This window comes from Lactobacillus sp. S2-2 (assembly GCF_021698855.1).
Lineage (GTDB): Bacteria > Bacillota > Bacilli > Lactobacillales > Lactobacillaceae > Fructilactobacillus.
In genome coordinates this window covers 88,189-105,332 of sequence record NZ_WWFA01000002.1, presented here as the reverse complement: position 1 = coordinate 105,332, position 17,144 = coordinate 88,189, and the positions used below count along the sequence as shown (strand labels likewise).

Here is a 17,144-nt window from a genome sequence, read left to right as displayed (position 1 = left end):
TAACTAAAAGACCAGCAAAACTGGTCTTTTAGTTATTATTTTGTGAAAGTATATGAAGCGTGTTTTCAATTTCATTTTCTTTTGCTTCAATTGTTTCACCACTTGCTCTCATTTTTACTTCAACAATTTTTTCTTCAGCTTTTTTACCAACTGTAATTCTAATTGGTAATCCAATTAAATCTGAATCGGCAAATTTAACTCCTGTACGCTCTTTTCGATCATCAAATAATACTTTAAATCCTGAATTAGTTAAATCTTGATAAATTTTATTTGCTAATTCCATTTGTACATCATTCTTAGCATTTGCTGGAATAACATGTACATCAAATGGACTAATAGATTTTGGCCAAACCAATCCATTTTCATCAGCATTTTGTTCTGCAATAGCTGATAATAATCGACTAACCCCAATTCCATAAGATCCCATGATAATAGGTTTTTCTCGTCCATTTTCATCTAAAATATTTGCTTTTAATGATTCAGAATAGCGAGTTCCTAACTTAAAGATATGTCCAATTTCAATTCCTCGAGTAAATTTTAATATTCCACTACCATCAGGAGAAACATCTCCTTCTTGAACTAAATGAAAATCACCGAAATCGTCAACTCTGAAATCTCTTTTTTGATTAACATTTTTATAATGTTTACCTGTATCATTAGCACCAGCAAATCCGTTTGCAATTTCTTTAATATATTCATCTGCAATAATTTTAACTTCATCAGAAACTGAGATTGGTCCAATTGATCCAAATTCTGCTCCAATAATTTTTCTTACTTCTTCTGCAGTTGCTAGATTAACCTCATCAGCATTAAAATAATTTTTTATTTTAATTTCATTAACTTGTTGATCACCACGTACTATTACCATTACCGGCTTTTGATCAATCATATATACTAAACTCTTAAAGATTTGACTAGATTCTATTTCTAATAATTTACTAACATCTTCAACCGTCTTGCATTTAGGAGTGTCAATTAAAGTTAGTTCTTCCTCATCAACATGTGGAACTTTATTAATATGAGTATTAGTTGCCATCTCGATATTAGCAGCATAATCACTATCATCAGAATATACAATTGTATCTTCACCAACAACTGCTGGAGCGGAAAATTCTTTTGAATCAGATCCCCCCATAGAACCACTATCACCAATAATTGTTCGATAATCTAATCCGATACGATTGAATATATTTTGAAAAGCACTTTCCATATTACGATATATTTCGTCTAAACTTTCATCATCAGAAGAAAAAGAATAAGCATCTAACATAATAAATTCCCTTCCTCTTAACAATCCATAACGTGGTCGATTTTCATCACGATATTTAGCTTGGATTTGATATAGAGTTAAAGGTAATTTTTTATATGATTTAACATTATCCTTAATTAATTCAGTAAAAGTCTCTTCGTGTGTAGGTCCTAAAATAAAATCTGTATCATGACGATTTTTAAATTTAAATAATTCTGGTCCATAAGTTTCATATCTTCCAGAATCTTTCCACAATTGAGCTGGTAATACTGCAGGCATTAACATTTCTGCTGCATCGATTTTATCCATTTCTTCAGAAATAATATCTTCAATATTCTTAATAACACGATAAGCTAATGGTAAATAAGAATACATTCCTGCCGAAATTTGTCTTATATATCCTGCTCTAAGAAGCATTTGATGACTAATTGCTTCAGCATCTGATGGGTCTTGCTTTAAAGTTGGTATTAAAAGCTTTGATTGTTTCATTTAAAAGTTCTCCTATTCAAGTTTATTTAATGAAATATCTAAATAAATCATTTCCAGTAACTAAAACCATTAAAGTTATTAAAATAACAAATCCAATTGCAGTAATAATTAATTCAACTTTTTCTGAAACTGGTTTTCTTCTAATCATTTCAATAATATTAAGTAAAACTTTTCCTCCATCTAATCCAGGAATTGGTAAAAGGTTAATAATAGCTAAGTTAATTGATAAAAATCCTAATAGATAAATAATACCATTCAATCCTGATTTTGAAGCTTCAGAAGTTGATGCAAAGATAGCTACTGGTCCACCTAAATCATTAAGTGAAAAATGCTTAGAAACCATATTTTTAAGTGCTACACCAATTCTTTTTGCCATATCACCTGTTTGACTAAAACCAGATAATAATTTAGCCGATAAACTTTTATCTAATTTAGAAGTTACTCCAATAACTCCAACTTTTTTGTCTTGATTTTTAACACTTTTAGGAGTAAGAGTTACCTTAATTTTTTGATTGTTTCTCTCTATTACTAAATTAGTTTTTTTAGATGGATTATTTTGGATATTTTTTGCAAGTGAATTCCAATCATTAGTTTTATTATCATTTACTGAAATAATTTTATCATTATTTTCAATTCCAGCATCTCGAGCAACAGATTGACCTTGAGTCAATTCAACTTGATTAGAGTTAGTGCTAACTCCTCCTTGAAGAAAAGCTAAAATCATAAATGCAACTATTGCTAACAATACATTATTGAACACACCTGCAACATTTGTTAAAAATCTTTTATATAATTTAGCATTTTGAAATTGGACATCTGAAGGGGCTATTTGAACTTCAATTCCATCTTCTTGAACAATTGTGGCATCATGATCAACGGAGTATCTTTTTAATTCTTCTTCATTACCATTTTCATAGCCTTCAATCCATAATTCATTAACTAAATCTGTTTTAGTAATTTGAAAAGGTATTCCTTGAAATAATTGATTTTTATTGGAAAGATCAATTGAACTTACAACATTATTTTCATTAAGTTGTAAACTGGCATTTGTTCCAGCTTGTATATCTTCATCCTCATCATCCATGCTTCCAGCCATTCTTACATATCCACCTAATGGTAAAATACGAATAACATATGTAGTATGATTTCGACGATAATAAAATAATTTAGGTCCCATTCCAATTGAAAATTCTTTAACCATTATTCCTGATTTTTTAGCAACAATAAAATGTCCAAATTCATGAACAAAAACTAAAATACCAAAAACAATGATAAAACTAATAATTGTAGTCAACATAAACTAGATATCTCCTTTCTAAATAATTTGAAATAAATGTAATAAAGGTAAAACAAATAATAAACTATCAAATCTATCTAAAATTCCACCATGACCTGGTAAAATTTTACCTGAATCTTTAACTCCGTAAAATCTTTTAATTGATGATTCAACTAGATCTCCAATTTGTCCAAATATTGATAATATTAAAGTAATAATAATCATAGTTACTAATGAATATCCTGGGATTGGAAAGAAACTAATATAAATAACGCAAATTATTGTAGCAAATAATGATCCTCCAATTGAACCTTCCCAAGTCTTATTAGGACTAATTGAAGGAGCTAATTTGTGTTTCCCAAATTGTCTTCCAAAAAAGTATGCCCCACTGTCAGTAATCCAAACAATTAATAGAGCATAAAATAGAATATCTAATCCAACTGTTCTTGCAGAAATAAAATAGTGAAATCCATATCCAACATACATAATTCCTAATACCATTGTTCCAATATCATCAAAGCTTACATGATTTTTTGAGAATACCGATCTAAGTAATAATAAAATTACTATTAAGTATAATGTAAAGGTTACATTAGTATTACTAGGTAACCAATTATTAGGAGCAATTAATAAAATAACTCCTACATAAGATATTAAAGCTTCCATAGATAAAATCATTCTTTTTTTCATAATTAATATCTCTGCAAAAGCAATCAATCCCAATGCAATTCCTGTAACTTGAATCCACACTCCACCAGCAACAACTAGTGGGATAAATATTATTAATGCAATTATAGCTGTTAAAATTCTTTGCTTCATAATTAAAACCTCACTTATTATTTAATCCGCCAAATCTACGATGCCTATTTTGATATGTAATAATCATATCTTTAAAATCATCTTTTGTAACATCAGGCCACATTTTATCAAAAAATAAAAATTCACTATATGCTACTTGCCATAGCATAAAATTAGATAATCTTTTTTCTCCACTAGTTCTAATTAGTAAATCAGGATCAGCAAAATCATTAAATTTGCTAGTTGTTAGATACTTTGAAAAAGTATCTTCATTTATATCTTCTGACTCTAATTCTCCAGAACTAATTGACTGAACGATTCCTTTTGTAGCTTTAACAATTTCACTACGACTACCATAATTTAAAGCAAAATTTAAAACCATTCCATCACATTCTTTTGTATCTTCAATTGCTTGATTAACTGCATCTTTTGTTTTAATAGGTAAAGATGCAATATCACCTATAGTTTGTACTTTAACATTATTTTTTATTAGATTAGGAACAAATTCATTAAAAAATTTAGTTGGTAAACTCATTAAATATTTTACTTCTTTTTCAGGCCTTTTCCAATTTTCTGTTGAAAATGCATACAATGTTAAAATTTTCACACCTAAATCACTTGCTATTTCAGTTATATTTTTAACATTTTCCATTCCTTGTTTATGTCCAGCAATTCTTGGCATAAATTTACTTTTGGCCCATCTACCATTTCCATCCATAATTATTGCAACATGATTTGGTATTTTATTCATATCTATTTGGGTTTTATTCATAAAATCACTCCAGACAATACTATTATACAGAAATAAAGGATGAGTAAAAACTCATCCTTTATTTCTTATGATTAAATTAATTACTCAACTAATCTCCATTCACCACGATTAACATCAACTAAAGTATTAAAGTATTTTAATAATTTATTTGCATCATCAGGACTTTGTTGACCTAATAAATTTAATCCCTTACCAGTTGTCATAGGTTCTGAAAGATCAGTAACTTCATTTTCATTTTCAATGGTAGCATTTGCAAAAGCCATTATCCAATCATCTTCTACTAATTGAGAAACAATAAAGAATAAATTGAATTCTTCACCAATATATGCTGGCATTACAAACATTCCATCTTGCAATTCTTGTAATTGATTCCCATTATAATTTAACGAAGGAATTGTACTTTCATTAACATCTTTGGTTAATTTAAAAACCATTTGATCAAATTCTGGTGTTCCTGGTGTTATTTCATTATTTTCTGTTTCAGTCATAAAAAAAATCCCTTTCTAGTGAATCTTAAAAATTAACCATTCATAATTTCTTTATCTTTTTCAGATACAATTTCATCAATTACTTTAATAGATTTATCTGTTAACTTTTGAATATCATCTTCTAATCCATGAAGTTCATCATCAGTAAAATCATCATTTTTATTACCTTTTTTGGCAGCTTCCATTGCATCACGACGAACATTTCTAGTGGCAATTTTTGTATCTTCACCAACCGATTTTACTTTTTTAGCTAATTCTTTTCGACGTTCTTCAGTTAATTGAGGTATTACAATTCTAACTGCTTCTCCATCATTCATCGGATTAATTCCTAAATCAGCTTCTTGAATACCTCGTTCAATTGCACTCAAAGCACTTACATCATAAGGAGATACTAAAATCATTCTTGCTTCTGGAATTGAAATTGATGCAACTTGGTTTAAAGGTACTTGTGCACCATAGTATTCTACTAAAACAGGATTTAATAAACTTGCGTTTGCTCTACCTGCTCTAATTGTTCCTAATTCTTGATGTAAAGAATCTTCTGTTTTTTTCATTTTTGATTTAGCATTATCAATAATCTCATTTGCATTAACCATTTTTATTTACCCCTTACTGTTGTTCCAATGTTTTCACCCTTAACAACTTTTTCAATATTTCCTTCTTTATTTAAATTAAATACAACTAAAGGAATATCATTATCCATTGATAATGAACTAGCAGTTGTATCCATTACATTCAATCCTTTATTTATAATATCCATTTGTGTTAATTCGTCAAATTTATGTGCATTTTCATCTGTATTTGGATCTGATGAATAAATACCATCAACACCATTTTTAGCCATTAAAATAGCATCAGCATCAATTTCTGCAGCTCTTAGAACTGATGTAGTATCCGTTGAAAAGTATGGATTACCTGTACCACCAGCAAATATAACTACTCGACCTTTTTCAAGATGTCTAACTGCTTTTCTACGAATATAAGGTTCAGCAATTTGTCTCATTTCAATTGAAGTTTGTACTCTAGTAGGAACATCGTTAGATTCAAGAATATCTTGTAAAGCTAAACTATTCATAATAGTTGCTAACATACCAATATAATCAGCTTGTGCTCTTTCCATTCCCATTTCAGCACCTGCTTCACCACGCCATGTGTTACCACCACCGACAACGATTGCAATTTGAATTCCTAATTTATGAATATCTCTAATTTCTTCTGCAATTGTTTTAATAGTTGGAGGATTAATTCCATAACCTTTATCACCGGCTAGTGCTTCACCACTTAGTTTTAATACAATTCGCTTATACTTTAAATCCGACATCAAATTTCCCCCTATAGCAATAATAAACTATATTACATTCTAACATAAAAAAAAATCAATAAATAGTAACATATCAAGATTTGATACAAAAAAGCTGTATCCAAAGATACAGCTTTTAATTATTTATTAATTTGTGAATTTACTTCATCAGCAAAGTTTTGTTCTTCTTTTTCGATACCTTCTCCAACTTCATATCTAACAAAAGTTTTAAGTTTTCCACCTTTGCTTTCAACAAATTGTTGAACAGTTTGATCTGGATCTTTAACAAATGGTTGGTCAGCTAAACAAATACCAGCTAAGAATTTATTTAAACGACCTTCAACCATTTTATCAACGATTTTTTCAGGTTTACCTTCATCTAATGCTTCTTTTCGTAATTTAGAATGTTCTTCTTCCAAACGTTCTTTTGGAATATCATTACGATCTAAGAATTCAGGATTTTGCGCAGCTGCATGCATAGCAACATCTTTAGCAGTAGCTTCATCTGCTCCTTCAACTTGAACTAAAGCAGTTATTTCTCCACCATTATGAATATATGCACCAAAATTATCATTACCAGTATTCTTTAAAACTTCAAAGCGACGTAAAGTAACTTTTTCACCAGTTGATTGTGTAGTACTAATAATCTTATCTTGTACAGTACCTTCATCAACAGAAAGTGCCATTGCATCGTCAACTGATTTAGGAGCTTCTTTTGCAATAACATCAGTAACTGATGTAACTAATTTTTTGAAATCATCATTTCCTGAAACGAAATCTGTTTCAGCATTAACTTCAACAATTGCAGCATTATCTCCATCAATTTTAAAATTAGTTAATCCAGCGGCAGCAACACGGCCACTTTTCTTAGCAGCTTTGGCTACACCTTTTTCACGTAAAATTTCGATTGCTCTTTTTTCATCACCATCAGCTTCAACTAAAGCTTTTTTAGCATCCATCATACCCGCATTAGTTTTATCACGTAAATCTTTAACTTGTTTAGCAGTAATACTTGCCATAATTAATGGCCTCCTTATTTTTTGTTTAAAAAAGGCTGATTCTCAAACCAAGGCCCGATAGGTCCAGAAATTTAAGAGTCAGCCTAAGTTATTATTTATTTTCTTCAGTAGTTTCAGATTTTTCTTCGAAAGTTTCTTCATTAACAGAATCTTCACCTTGGTTACCTTCAATAACAGCATTTGCAATTACTGATGTGATTAAACGAATTGCACGAATTGCATCATCATTTGATGGAATTACGTAATCAATTCCATCTGGATCAGTATTTGTATCAACCATAGCAACTACTGGAATGTTAAGTTTTTGAGCTTCTTTAAGAGCAATTTGTTCTTTACGAGGATCAACAATAAACATAACACTTGGAATCTTAGGCATGTCTTCAATTCCACCTAAGAATCTTTCTAATTTTTCAGTTTTCTTCTTAAGAAGGGCAACTTCCTTTTTAGGTAATTTTTCAAAAGTACCATCTTGTGCCATTTCTTTAAGATGTTTTAAATATTTAATTCTTTTTTGGATTGTTTTCCAGTTAGTTAAAGTTCCACCTAACCAACGATGGTTAACATAGTAAACACCTGCACGTTTTGCTTCTTCTTCAACAGCATCTTGTGCTTGTTTCTTTGTACCAACGAATAGTACAGTAGCATCTTCAGTTGCTACTTCTTTTGTAAATTTGTAAGCTGATTCAACACATTTTAGTGTCTTTTGTAAATCAATGATGTAAATACCATTACGTTCAGTAAAGATGTATTCTTTCATCTTTGGATTCCAGCGTCTTGTTTGGTGTCCGAAATGTACACCAGCTTCTAACAATTGTTTCATACTAATTACAGCCATTATAAAGCCTCCATAAAAATAAGTTTTTCCACCTTATCGCTCTTTTAATCAAAGAACTTTTTTAAAAGCACTGCTTTAATTATCACAATAAGTGTGTATTAGTAAATTAATACCAAAAACTATTATACATAATAACTTTTAAGATTACAATATTTTATTAATCAAATTTAACAATTTTATCTGATATACCAGTTTTAATTAAATCTAAATTAGCATTAAGTGCATCTTGAACCATATTTTTTACTGCTGGCTTTGTATAAAAAGCAATATGTGGTGTAATTATTACGTTATCTTTAGAAATTAATTTTTTAATATTTTCATCTGGTATTTTGTCAAAACTATCAAAAGTATTATTAAATATCCCTACTTCATTTTCAATAACATCCAATGCAGCTCCTGATATACGACCACTATCAAGTCCTCTAATTAATGCATCAGTATCAATCAAATCACCTCGTGCTGGATTAATTATCTTAATTCCAGGTTTCATTTGATCAATTGTATCATCATTGATTAAGTGATAATTTTCCTTCACTGCAGGAGCATGCAAAGTCAAAATATCTGAATTTTCATATAATTTTTTAGGAGTATCAACATAAATCCCTTCATCTTTTAACTTTGGATCTTGATAAATATCGTAAGCAATTATTTTAGCTCCAAATCCTCTGACAAAATCTATTACCTTTTTGCCAATTCTTCCAGTTGCATAAACCCCAATAGTCATCTGATTTAATTCATTTGAAATATCTGGCTCCCAACTAAAATCTCCAAGTTCTATTTTTTTCTGAAATCTTTTACTATTTCTTAGTAATTCAAGAATACTTGTTAAAGTTAATTCAGCAATAGCAGCTGGAGAATATGAGGGAACATTAGTTACTTTTATTTTATTTTTTTTAATTGTTTCAATATCTAAATTATCAATCCCTACATTTCTTAATGAAAGATTTTTAATTCCATATTCACTAAATTTATTAATAACTTGTTTTGAATATGGTTTCTGTTGATAAGCAACAATACCATCGAACCCCTTAGATTTATCAACAGTATTTTCATCCAATAAATTAGTTTCAACTTTTACATCAACCTCAGGATGTTCATTAACCCATTGCTTTAAAAAAGGTTCTTCATCATTTCTAATCCCATAAGCAATAATTTTTATCATTAAAATTTCTCCTTCAACTATAATCAATATTTAAATCAAAAAGTCCACATATCACTAGAAATTCCATTTTTTAATAAATATGCCTCTTTTTTTTGCCTTGTTTGATGTTTGAATTGATATTCAGCTTTCATTGCTAAACTTTTTGTAGTGAATTTTTCATAAAAAAGTAAGTCTACAGGAGCATGATTTTTAGTATACTTAGCTCCTTTACCACTTTGATGTTTTTTTAATCTTTTTGAAACATCGTCAGTATAGCCACAATAAAAAGATCCATCACCACAAAGTAATACATACATAAAATAATCTTTATTATCCATATAATATTTTTTTCATAAATTTAGTATATTCACCATTATCATAAACTGTAATTGGTGGATCAACTATTAAACCACTATTTTTTCCATCTTTGATAGCTGATACTAAAATCATATTAGCCTCTGTATCCTTTTTTGGATATATAAATTGAATATGCTTAGTTGCTAATCGGTTATTATTTAATTCACTCATCAATTCAAAAAGTCGATCTGGACGATATACTAAATATAATTTACCTCCTGTTTTCAACAAATCACTTGCCGTTTTTATCACATGATGCAAATCAGTTTTTATCTCATGTCTTGCAATTGCAAGATGTTGATTAGGATTCTTTTTACTATTAGATTGATTTGGAAAATATGGCGGATTTACAGTTACCATATCAACTGAGTCCTTTGATATATAATTTATCGTATTAGATAAATCATCATTAATTATATTAATTTGTTGTTCTAGTCCATTTAGTTCAACACTTCTTTTTGCCATATCTGCTAATTCAGGTTGAATTTCAACTTGTGTTATTTTACCTTTAGTTTTGTTACTAACAAATAATCCAACTGCTCCATTTCCAGAACACAGATCAACAATCTTATTTTTAGCTGACTGATTAATTTTAACAAAATTAGCCAGTAAGACTGCATCCAAAGAAAATGAAAAAACATCATCACTTTGAATAATTTTAATATCTTGACTATATAATTGATCAATTCTTTCATTCTCTTTTAACTTAATTTCTGTCATCATTAAAATCTCCGTTCAAACTTGCCACTTCGTTATTTAATAGGTTAAAATTATATAAATAATATTAAGAGGTGAAAAAGTTTGTCATATTCATTTTTATTTAGGATTGGTAAAATTTTAGCATATATTTTAAATGGTAAGCCAAAATTTATGCATAAAGAAAAAATTCTTAAGGATAATTTTATCCTAATCGCACCACACAGAACCTGGTTTGATATGATTTACATGGCAATTGGAGCTTTGCCAAAACAATTTACTTTTATGGCAAAAAAAGAATTATTTAACAATAAATTTTCTGCATGGTTTTTAAAAAAAGTAAATGTATTTCCAATTGATAGAAAAAATCCTGGTGTATCAGCAATCAAAAAACCAGTAAATCAATTAAGAAAAACTGATAAATCATTAGTTATGTTTCCTTCTGGAACTAGACACTCAAATAAATTAAAATCTGGTGCTGCATTAATCGCTCAGTTATCAGGAGTACCAATGGTACCAGTAGTCTATCAAGGTCCTTTAAAGATGATTGATTTAATTAAAAGAAAAAAAGTAATCGTCAACTATGGAGATCCTATTTATATTGATAAAAATCGTAAACTAGATAATGATTATCAAAGAGAAATTGAAAAACAAATGCAAGACGCATTCCAAAAATTAGATGATGAAATCAATCCTGATTATAAATACATTGATGCATCAAAATAAAAAAGACGTTAATAAACGTCTTTTTATTTTGCATTATTTTTCATTGCTTTCATCATTTGATTTAATTTTTTCTTAGATGGTTTTTGACCCATTTGAAGCATCATCGCACTTAATTGATCTTCATTAATTGGTGGGTTATCTTTAAGATATTTTTGCATATATTTTCTTGATGCAAAGAATCCGATTAATGCACCGGCAATTAAAGCAACAATAACCAGAATAATCCATAGAAATGTTGGCATAATCATTATCCCCTTTCGATTTTTCTAACAAATTTATTTTACACAATAAATTACAATTTGAAAAGATTCTAATTAATCATCTCGCAAACCATTTTCTCTTTGAGATTTTTTAGCTTTTTCAGAAGTAACTTCATTACCATCTTTATCATAAACTTTAGTGACATCTAAATGTGATTTTAAATTTTGCTTAAACCTCTTAACATACTTTTCTCTTAAATCTTTTTGTTCCTGTTTTTCTTCATTAGAAAGTTCAGTTTCTTTTGCTTTTGCAGCAAGTTCATTGATTCTAGGAACTAAATTTAATAACTCTGGATCATCAGCCATTACGAATTCCTCCTTAAAGTTAACTAAAAATATAATAACATTTGCAAAACAAGTCCTCAAATCCAAAAAAACGAACATAGGTTTGTCTAGAACGACCAAATTATGTTAAAATTAACCATAAGAATAGACTTCGAGGTGTAAATATGGCAAAAGCATCAGAACAAAAGCAAAAAAAAATATTACAATTCATTTGGGATCATGTAAATAATCAAGGTTATCCACCAACAGTAAGAGAAATATGCAATGCTGTTAATCTATCTTCTCCATCAACTGTCCATGGACATCTAGCAAAATTAGAAAATAATGGTTTTTTAATTAAAGATCCTTCAAAGCCAAGAGCAATGGAAATAACAAATGCTGGTATTGAATATTTAGATATTAATATAAGAGAAAATGAAATGCCATTACTTGGAACTGTTACTGCTGGGGAACCCATTTTAGCAGTTGAAGAAGCAACAGATTATTTTCCAATCCCTCCAGAATTAAAAAATCAGGATAATTCATTATTTATGTTAACCATTAGAGGTACCAGTATGATCAATGCAGGAATCTTTGATGGAGATATGGTTATGGTAAAAAAACAATCATATGCCAATAACGGGGAAATAGTTATTGCAATGACCGATGAAAATGAAGCAACTTGTAAAAGATTTTACAAAGAAAGTGATCACTTTAGACTGCAACCAGAAAATGACACATTGGCTCCAATAATTTTAAATAATGTATCAATTTTAGGAAAAGTAGTTGGATTATATCGATTTGATATTAAATAAAAAATCAATCCCAAAAACTAAGGATTGATTTTTTATTTGCTTTAAATTTTTAAACGAAACCATTTGTAATATACATAATGAAATTAATGCAGTATCTTTACTTATATTGACGCTTTAAATCTTTTACTCCGATAAAATTAAAACGAGCTTTTTTATTTGGAGTTATTTCAAAATTACCATCTGGTAAATCACCATCTAAAAATACTTTTTCGTATTCGTCAACATTTAAACGAGTTCTTTCTTCGATTAACTTCAAATTTGAATTAGAACGTTTCAAATCTTTAAACCCATCTTTCAATGTTCCAATATAAAATTCTCCTTGTGCCCCAGATCCATAACTAAAAATACCAACTTGGTCACCAGGTTTTAAATTTTTTGAATTATCAATCAATGATAATAAGCTTAAATACAATGAACCTGTATATAAATTACCAACTTCTTTATTATAAACACGACTAGATTCAAATTCAGTTAAAAGTTCATTTTGTTTTGTTTGACTAAATTCTGGTAAAATCTTGTGAAGTGCTTTAAGTCCCATTTTTGTATATGGCAAATGAAATGTAATTGCCTTTAAATTATTTAAATCATAGTTAAATTTATCTGAATAATCATGAATGGTTTTCATAAAAAATTGTTCATAGATGTCATTAGAATAATGACCATCAACTAATGCAACATTATTTTTTAATGGACGCCAAAAATCCATTATATCCTCAGAATGAAAAGCACTATCATCACTTATTGACATAATATTTGGATTACTACTAATTAACATTGCAATTGCTCCCCCACCTTGTGTTACTTCTCCAGCGGTTTTAAGACCATATCTTGCAATATCAGAACCAATTACCAATGCTTTTTTATCAGGATGACTTTTTATGTACTCTTTAGCCATTTGAAGTCCTGCTGTTGCACCATAACAAGCTTGCTTAATTTCAAAAGCTCTCGCGTTTTTATTTAAATTTAATAAATTTTGTAAATAAATTGCTGCAGATTTTGAATTATCAACACCACTTTCGGTTCCAAAAATAATTAAATCAATTTTATTTCGATTAGTTTCATCAATAATTTTACTTGCAGCATTTGCTGCCATTGCAACAGCATCTTGACTACTTGGAATTACTGATTGTTTATTTTGACCAATTCCGATTAAATATTTATTTGGATCTTCATTTCTATCTTCAGCCAAATCATTCATATCTAAATAAAAATTTGGCGTAAAAAAACCAATCTTATCAATTCCTACTTCTGTCATATTTAATTCCTCAATCACTTATTTTAAAAAATGAACTACATATTGATCTTGATTATTTAATGATTTTATTATTTTTCCTTCTTCAAAATCACCTGTGAAAATAAAACTATCATGAACACCATTAACTGGGACAAATGTCCATTGAGTGACTGTATTCATCATTCCATTAGGAATTCTAATTACAGATAATTGACCTCTAGTTTTATCAGACAATACTACTTCTTGATTCCCTAAATTAGGATTTAAATTTAATTTTAATTTCAATGTATACACTCCTATCTATACTTTAATAATATCATACTACCAATTATGATTGATATTTTTAAAATAAAAAATTAAAATACTTTAACAAATAAAAAAAGAGATAAAAATCTCTTTTTTAAACAAGCTTCATTTCAACTAACTTTTCAGCAATTTGAACTGTATTCAATGCAGCGCCCTTTAATAGGTTATCAGAAACAACCCACATATGATAATTACCTGGATTTTCTTCATCTTTTCTTAAACGACCAACAAATGTATCATTTTTTCCAGCAGCGTTAATTGGTTGCGGATAAATACATTTTTTTGGATCATCTTCTAAAACTAATCCTGATCCTTGGCTAATTAGATTTTTCAAATCAGAAATTTCTGGTTCTTGATTATCTGTTTCAAAATAAACAGCTTCTCCATGACCAATTTCAACTGGTACTCTAACACAAGTAGCAGTGACTTTAATATCTTTTGAATTCATATCGTTTAATAAAATTTTCTTAGTTTCATGAATCATTTTCCATTCTTCATGAGTATATCCATCTTCTTCAAACACATCGATTTGTGGTAATAAATTAAAGGCTAATGGATAATGTGGCTTATCACTTTTAACAGGGAAAATATTTGCATCCATTTTTTCACCATTAATATATTGTTGAGAGTCTTTTTTTAATTCATTAATAGCCGATTGACCAGCACCAGAAGCAGCTTGATATGTTGAAACAATGACTTGTTTTAAACCATATTTTTCTTTAATCGGATTTAATGCAAGAACCATTTGGATTGTGGAACAATTAGGATTTGCAATAATTCCATGATGATCTTTTAAAGAATCCGGGTTGACTTCTGGAATAACTAACGGAACATCTTCTTCCATTCTAAATGCACTAGTATTATCAACACAAACTGCTCCACGTTTTACTGCTTCGGGCAAAAATTTTTTAGAAACTGATCCACCAGCAGAAGCTAAAACCAAATCAATTCCATCAAATTCTTCTGGAGTTGCTTCTTTTACTACAACATCTTGATCATTAAATTTTAAAGTTGTTCCAGCTGATCGTTTTGAAGCTAATAATTTAATTTCATTAACTTCAATATTTGATTGTTCTAGACATTTGATTAATCTTGATCCAACTGCACCAGTTGCACCTAAAATAGCAACGTTTTTCTTATTCATTAATATCACTTTACCTTTCTATTTTTAACATACTCTTCAATTCTTTGTAATCCTTCTTGTAATGAATCAAAATCAGTTGCATATGAAATCCTAATATATCTATTTGCCACTTCACCAAATGCAATTCCTGGAGTAACTCCAACTTTATTCTTTTTAGCTAAATCTAATGCAAAATCATAAGAATTTTCTTTAATAAAATCTGGAATTTTAGCAAATGCATAAAAAGCACCTCTTGGAACTTCTAATGAAAATCCAATATCACTTAATCGTTTATAAACTAAATCACGATTTTTTTCATAATATTTATTCATTTCAATTGGATCATCAATTCCATTAACTAATGCTTCAACGCCTGCATATTGTGCTGGATTAGAAGGTGAAGAAACTAAAAATCCATGAATTTTCAAAATAGTAGTACATAAATCTTTTGGAGCAGCGATGTATCCTAATCGATAACCTGTCATCGCATGTGATTTTGATAATCCATTAATAAAAATAGTCTGTTCAGGTAAGTATTTAGCAAAAGAAACATGTTTAGAATCATAAGTTAATTCAGAGTAAATTTCATCACTGATAACAAATATATCTTTACTAGATAAAATCTCAGCTAAATCTTTAACGTGTTGTTCATCTAAAACTGCCCCAGTTGGATTATTGGGATAATTTAATACAATTAGAGTTGCCTTTGGATGAGAATCTAATGTAGAAATTAATTTTTCTTTAGTCAACACAAATCCATCTTCTGTCGTATCAATATAAACAGGAATTCCACCAGCATACTGAACTAAAGATGTATATAAGGGATAAGCTGGAAGTGGAATTAATACCTCATCACCTGGATTAATTAATGATAGCATTGAACTCGATAGAGACTCAGTTGCTCCAACGGTTGTAATAATTTCACTATTAGGATCATAATTAAGTCCATACTGATTATTAATGTAACTACTAATTGCTTCTCTTAATTCTTGAATTCCACTATGTAATGAGTAGTGTGAATGATTATCTTCAATACTTTTCATTGCAGCTTTTTTAACATGTTCTGGAGTATTTAGTCCAGGTTCTCCAACTGTCAATTTTATAATTCCTTCAATATTTGAAATTTTACCTGAAAAAGATCTAATCATAGAACCATTTGTTTGGTCCAAGTTTTTATTTATCTTTCCTTCTAAATTGGATGAAAGATTTGGCATTTTAATTACTCCTTTAAATTAAATTATTTAATCCAAAAATTAATTCTTTAAGTTCAGCCACTTTATTAATTGCTAATAATACACCATCCATAAAAGATGAACGATCAAAAGAATCTTGTCTTAATGTTAAAGCTTCACCTTTTCCACCAAATAAAACTTGTTCATGCGCCACATAACCAGGTAAACGAACAGCATGTACTTTTACTCCATTTACATCTGCACCTCTTGAATCTTCCATATCATTGTTTTCACTCTTGTTTTGACGCTCAGCACTAATAACTTTGGCGGTATTTAATGCAGTTGCTGATGGAGCATCCTTTTTATCGGCATGGTGCATTTCAATTACTTCTGCATCTGAATAATATTTAGCAGCTTCTTTTGCAAAATTTAAAATTAAGTTAGCTGATATACTGAAATTAGGTGCAATTATACCACCTATTTGGCTTCCTTTGGATAATTCATTTAACTTTTTATAATCATCATCTGATAAGCCACTTGTTCCAATAATTGGATTAATACCATTTTCTAATGCAAATTTAGTATTTTCATAAACTGCATCTGGTGAACTAAAGTCAATCCATAAATCAATTTCATTAACATCAATTTCATTTATATTATTAAATGCTCTAGTATTTTCAGGTAAAAAATCAAACTTTTGATTTTCTTGTATATGCGGATTATAAACAGCAACTAAATTTAATTCATCATGATCATCAATCAAATTAATTACTTGTTTTCCCATAGATCCATTAAATCCAGCCAATAATATGTTAGTCATTTTA

General features: G+C 29.0%; 21 protein-coding genes. 2 read left to right on the top strand and 19 right to left on the bottom strand.

All coding sequences use genetic code 11. From position 1 onward, the window contains the following. Positions 1–28: 28 nt before the first annotated feature. From GSH19_RS02055 to GSH19_RS02000, 12 genes are all read right to left on the bottom strand, one after another. A complete protein-coding gene (locus tag GSH19_RS02055; RefSeq protein WP_237026250.1) occupies positions 29–1,738 on the bottom strand; it encodes a proline--tRNA ligase in 1,710 nt (569 codons plus the stop codon). A gap of 22 nt (positions 1,739–1,760) precedes the next feature. Further along, the gene (gene rseP, locus GSH19_RS02050) at positions 1,761–3,035 is read right to left on the bottom strand and encodes an RIP metalloprotease RseP (protein ID WP_237026249.1); all 1,275 of its coding nucleotides are present in this window, start codon (positions 3,033–3,035) and stop codon (positions 1,761–1,763) included. An 18-nt stretch (positions 3,036–3,053) separates the two neighbouring features. Further along, positions 3,054–3,833, bottom strand: a complete 780-nt coding sequence (locus GSH19_RS02045; RefSeq protein ID WP_237026248.1) for a phosphatidate cytidylyltransferase — start codon at positions 3,831–3,833, stop codon at positions 3,054–3,056. A 10-nt stretch (positions 3,834–3,843) separates the two neighbouring features. After that, positions 3,844–4,584, bottom strand: a complete 741-nt coding sequence (locus GSH19_RS02040; RefSeq protein WP_237026247.1) for an isoprenyl transferase — start codon at positions 4,582–4,584, stop codon at positions 3,844–3,846. An 80-nt stretch (positions 4,585–4,664) separates the two neighbouring features. Further along, the gene (locus GSH19_RS02035) at positions 4,665–5,072 is read right to left on the bottom strand and encodes a hypothetical protein (RefSeq protein WP_237026246.1); all 408 of its coding nucleotides are present in this window, start codon (positions 5,070–5,072) and stop codon (positions 4,665–4,667) included. Between the two features lie 32 nt (positions 5,073–5,104). After that, positions 5,105–5,668 carry a ribosome recycling factor gene (gene frr / locus GSH19_RS02030; RefSeq protein ID WP_237026245.1) on the bottom strand — a complete coding sequence of 188 codons (564 nt, stop codon included), beginning with the start codon at positions 5,666–5,668 and terminating at the stop codon, positions 5,105–5,107. A gap of 2 nt (positions 5,669–5,670) precedes the next feature. Then, positions 5,671–6,393: a UMP kinase gene (gene pyrH / locus GSH19_RS02025; RefSeq protein WP_237026244.1), complete on the bottom strand. Its 723-nt coding sequence runs from the start codon at positions 6,391–6,393 to the stop codon at positions 5,671–5,673. A 119-nt stretch (positions 6,394–6,512) separates the two neighbouring features. After that, positions 6,513–7,391 carry a translation elongation factor Ts gene (tsf, locus tag GSH19_RS02020; RefSeq protein WP_237026243.1) on the bottom strand — a complete coding sequence of 293 codons (879 nt, stop codon included), beginning with the start codon at positions 7,389–7,391 and terminating at the stop codon, positions 6,513–6,515. A gap of 91 nt (positions 7,392–7,482) precedes the next feature. Then, complete coding sequence (gene rpsB, locus GSH19_RS02015) at positions 7,483–8,226, bottom strand: 30S ribosomal protein S2 (protein ID WP_237026242.1); 744 nt, start codon at positions 8,224–8,226, stop codon at positions 7,483–7,485. Positions 8,227–8,383: 157 nt separating this feature from the next. Next, the gene (locus tag GSH19_RS02010) at positions 8,384–9,385 is read right to left on the bottom strand and encodes a D-2-hydroxyacid dehydrogenase (protein ID WP_237026655.1); all 1,002 of its coding nucleotides are present in this window, start codon (positions 9,383–9,385) and stop codon (positions 8,384–8,386) included. A gap of 38 nt (positions 9,386–9,423) precedes the next feature. Next, positions 9,424–9,705, bottom strand: coding sequence for a GIY-YIG nuclease family protein (locus tag GSH19_RS02005; RefSeq protein ID WP_237026241.1), 282 nt, complete (start codon positions 9,703–9,705; stop codon positions 9,424–9,426). Next, positions 9,698–10,444: a tRNA1(Val) (adenine(37)-N6)-methyltransferase gene (locus tag GSH19_RS02000; RefSeq protein ID WP_237026654.1), complete on the bottom strand. Its 747-nt coding sequence runs from the start codon at positions 10,442–10,444 to the stop codon at positions 9,698–9,700. The genes GSH19_RS02005 and GSH19_RS02000 overlap by 8 nt, the downstream gene beginning before the upstream one ends. Positions 10,445–10,525: 81 nt before the next feature. Here GSH19_RS02000 and GSH19_RS01995 point away from each other — a divergent pair, with 81 nt between their 5' ends. After that, positions 10,526–11,146: a 1-acyl-sn-glycerol-3-phosphate acyltransferase gene (locus GSH19_RS01995; protein ID WP_237026240.1), complete on the top strand. Its 621-nt coding sequence runs from the start codon at positions 10,526–10,528 to the stop codon at positions 11,144–11,146. A gap of 23 nt (positions 11,147–11,169) precedes the next feature. On the opposite strand, the gene GSH19_RS01990 is transcribed toward GSH19_RS01995, so the two are convergent. Both GSH19_RS01990 and GSH19_RS01985 read right to left on the bottom strand, forming a co-directional pair. Beyond that, positions 11,170–11,388, bottom strand: coding sequence for a YneF family protein (locus tag GSH19_RS01990; RefSeq protein WP_237026239.1), 219 nt, complete (start codon positions 11,386–11,388; stop codon positions 11,170–11,172). A gap of 72 nt (positions 11,389–11,460) precedes the next feature. After that, complete coding sequence (locus GSH19_RS01985) at positions 11,461–11,712, bottom strand: DUF896 domain-containing protein (RefSeq protein ID WP_237026238.1); 252 nt, start codon at positions 11,710–11,712, stop codon at positions 11,461–11,463. 143 nt (positions 11,713–11,855) lie between these two features. Between GSH19_RS01985 and lexA the strand changes: the two genes are divergently transcribed. Further along, complete coding sequence (gene lexA, locus GSH19_RS01980) at positions 11,856–12,485, top strand: transcriptional repressor LexA (RefSeq protein WP_237026237.1); 630 nt, start codon at positions 11,856–11,858, stop codon at positions 12,483–12,485. Between the two features lie 97 nt (positions 12,486–12,582). On the opposite strand, the gene GSH19_RS01975 is transcribed toward lexA, so the two are convergent. The 5 genes from GSH19_RS01975 to dapB form a co-directional block, all read right to left on the bottom strand. Continuing rightward, the gene (locus GSH19_RS01975) at positions 12,583–13,740 is read right to left on the bottom strand and encodes a hydroxymethylglutaryl-CoA synthase (protein WP_237026236.1); all 1,158 of its coding nucleotides are present in this window, start codon (positions 13,738–13,740) and stop codon (positions 12,583–12,585) included. An 18-nt stretch (positions 13,741–13,758) separates the two neighbouring features. Further along, entirely contained in the window at positions 13,759–14,004 is a 246-nt protein-coding gene (locus GSH19_RS01970; RefSeq protein ID WP_237026235.1) for a hypothetical protein, read from the bottom strand. Between the two features lie 115 nt (positions 14,005–14,119). Further along, the gene (locus GSH19_RS01965) at positions 14,120–15,169 is read right to left on the bottom strand and encodes an aspartate-semialdehyde dehydrogenase (protein ID WP_237026234.1); all 1,050 of its coding nucleotides are present in this window, start codon (positions 15,167–15,169) and stop codon (positions 14,120–14,122) included. Between the two features lie 5 nt (positions 15,170–15,174). After that, positions 15,175–16,362 (bottom strand): aminotransferase class I/II-fold pyridoxal phosphate-dependent enzyme, encoded by a 1,188-nt coding sequence (locus tag GSH19_RS01960; protein WP_237026233.1) that lies wholly within the window; start codon positions 16,360–16,362, stop codon positions 15,175–15,177. A gap of 13 nt (positions 16,363–16,375) precedes the next feature. After that, positions 16,376–17,140, bottom strand: coding sequence for a 4-hydroxy-tetrahydrodipicolinate reductase (dapB, locus tag GSH19_RS01955; protein ID WP_237026232.1), 765 nt, complete (start codon positions 17,138–17,140; stop codon positions 16,376–16,378). Positions 17,141–17,144 lie beyond the last annotated feature (4 nt).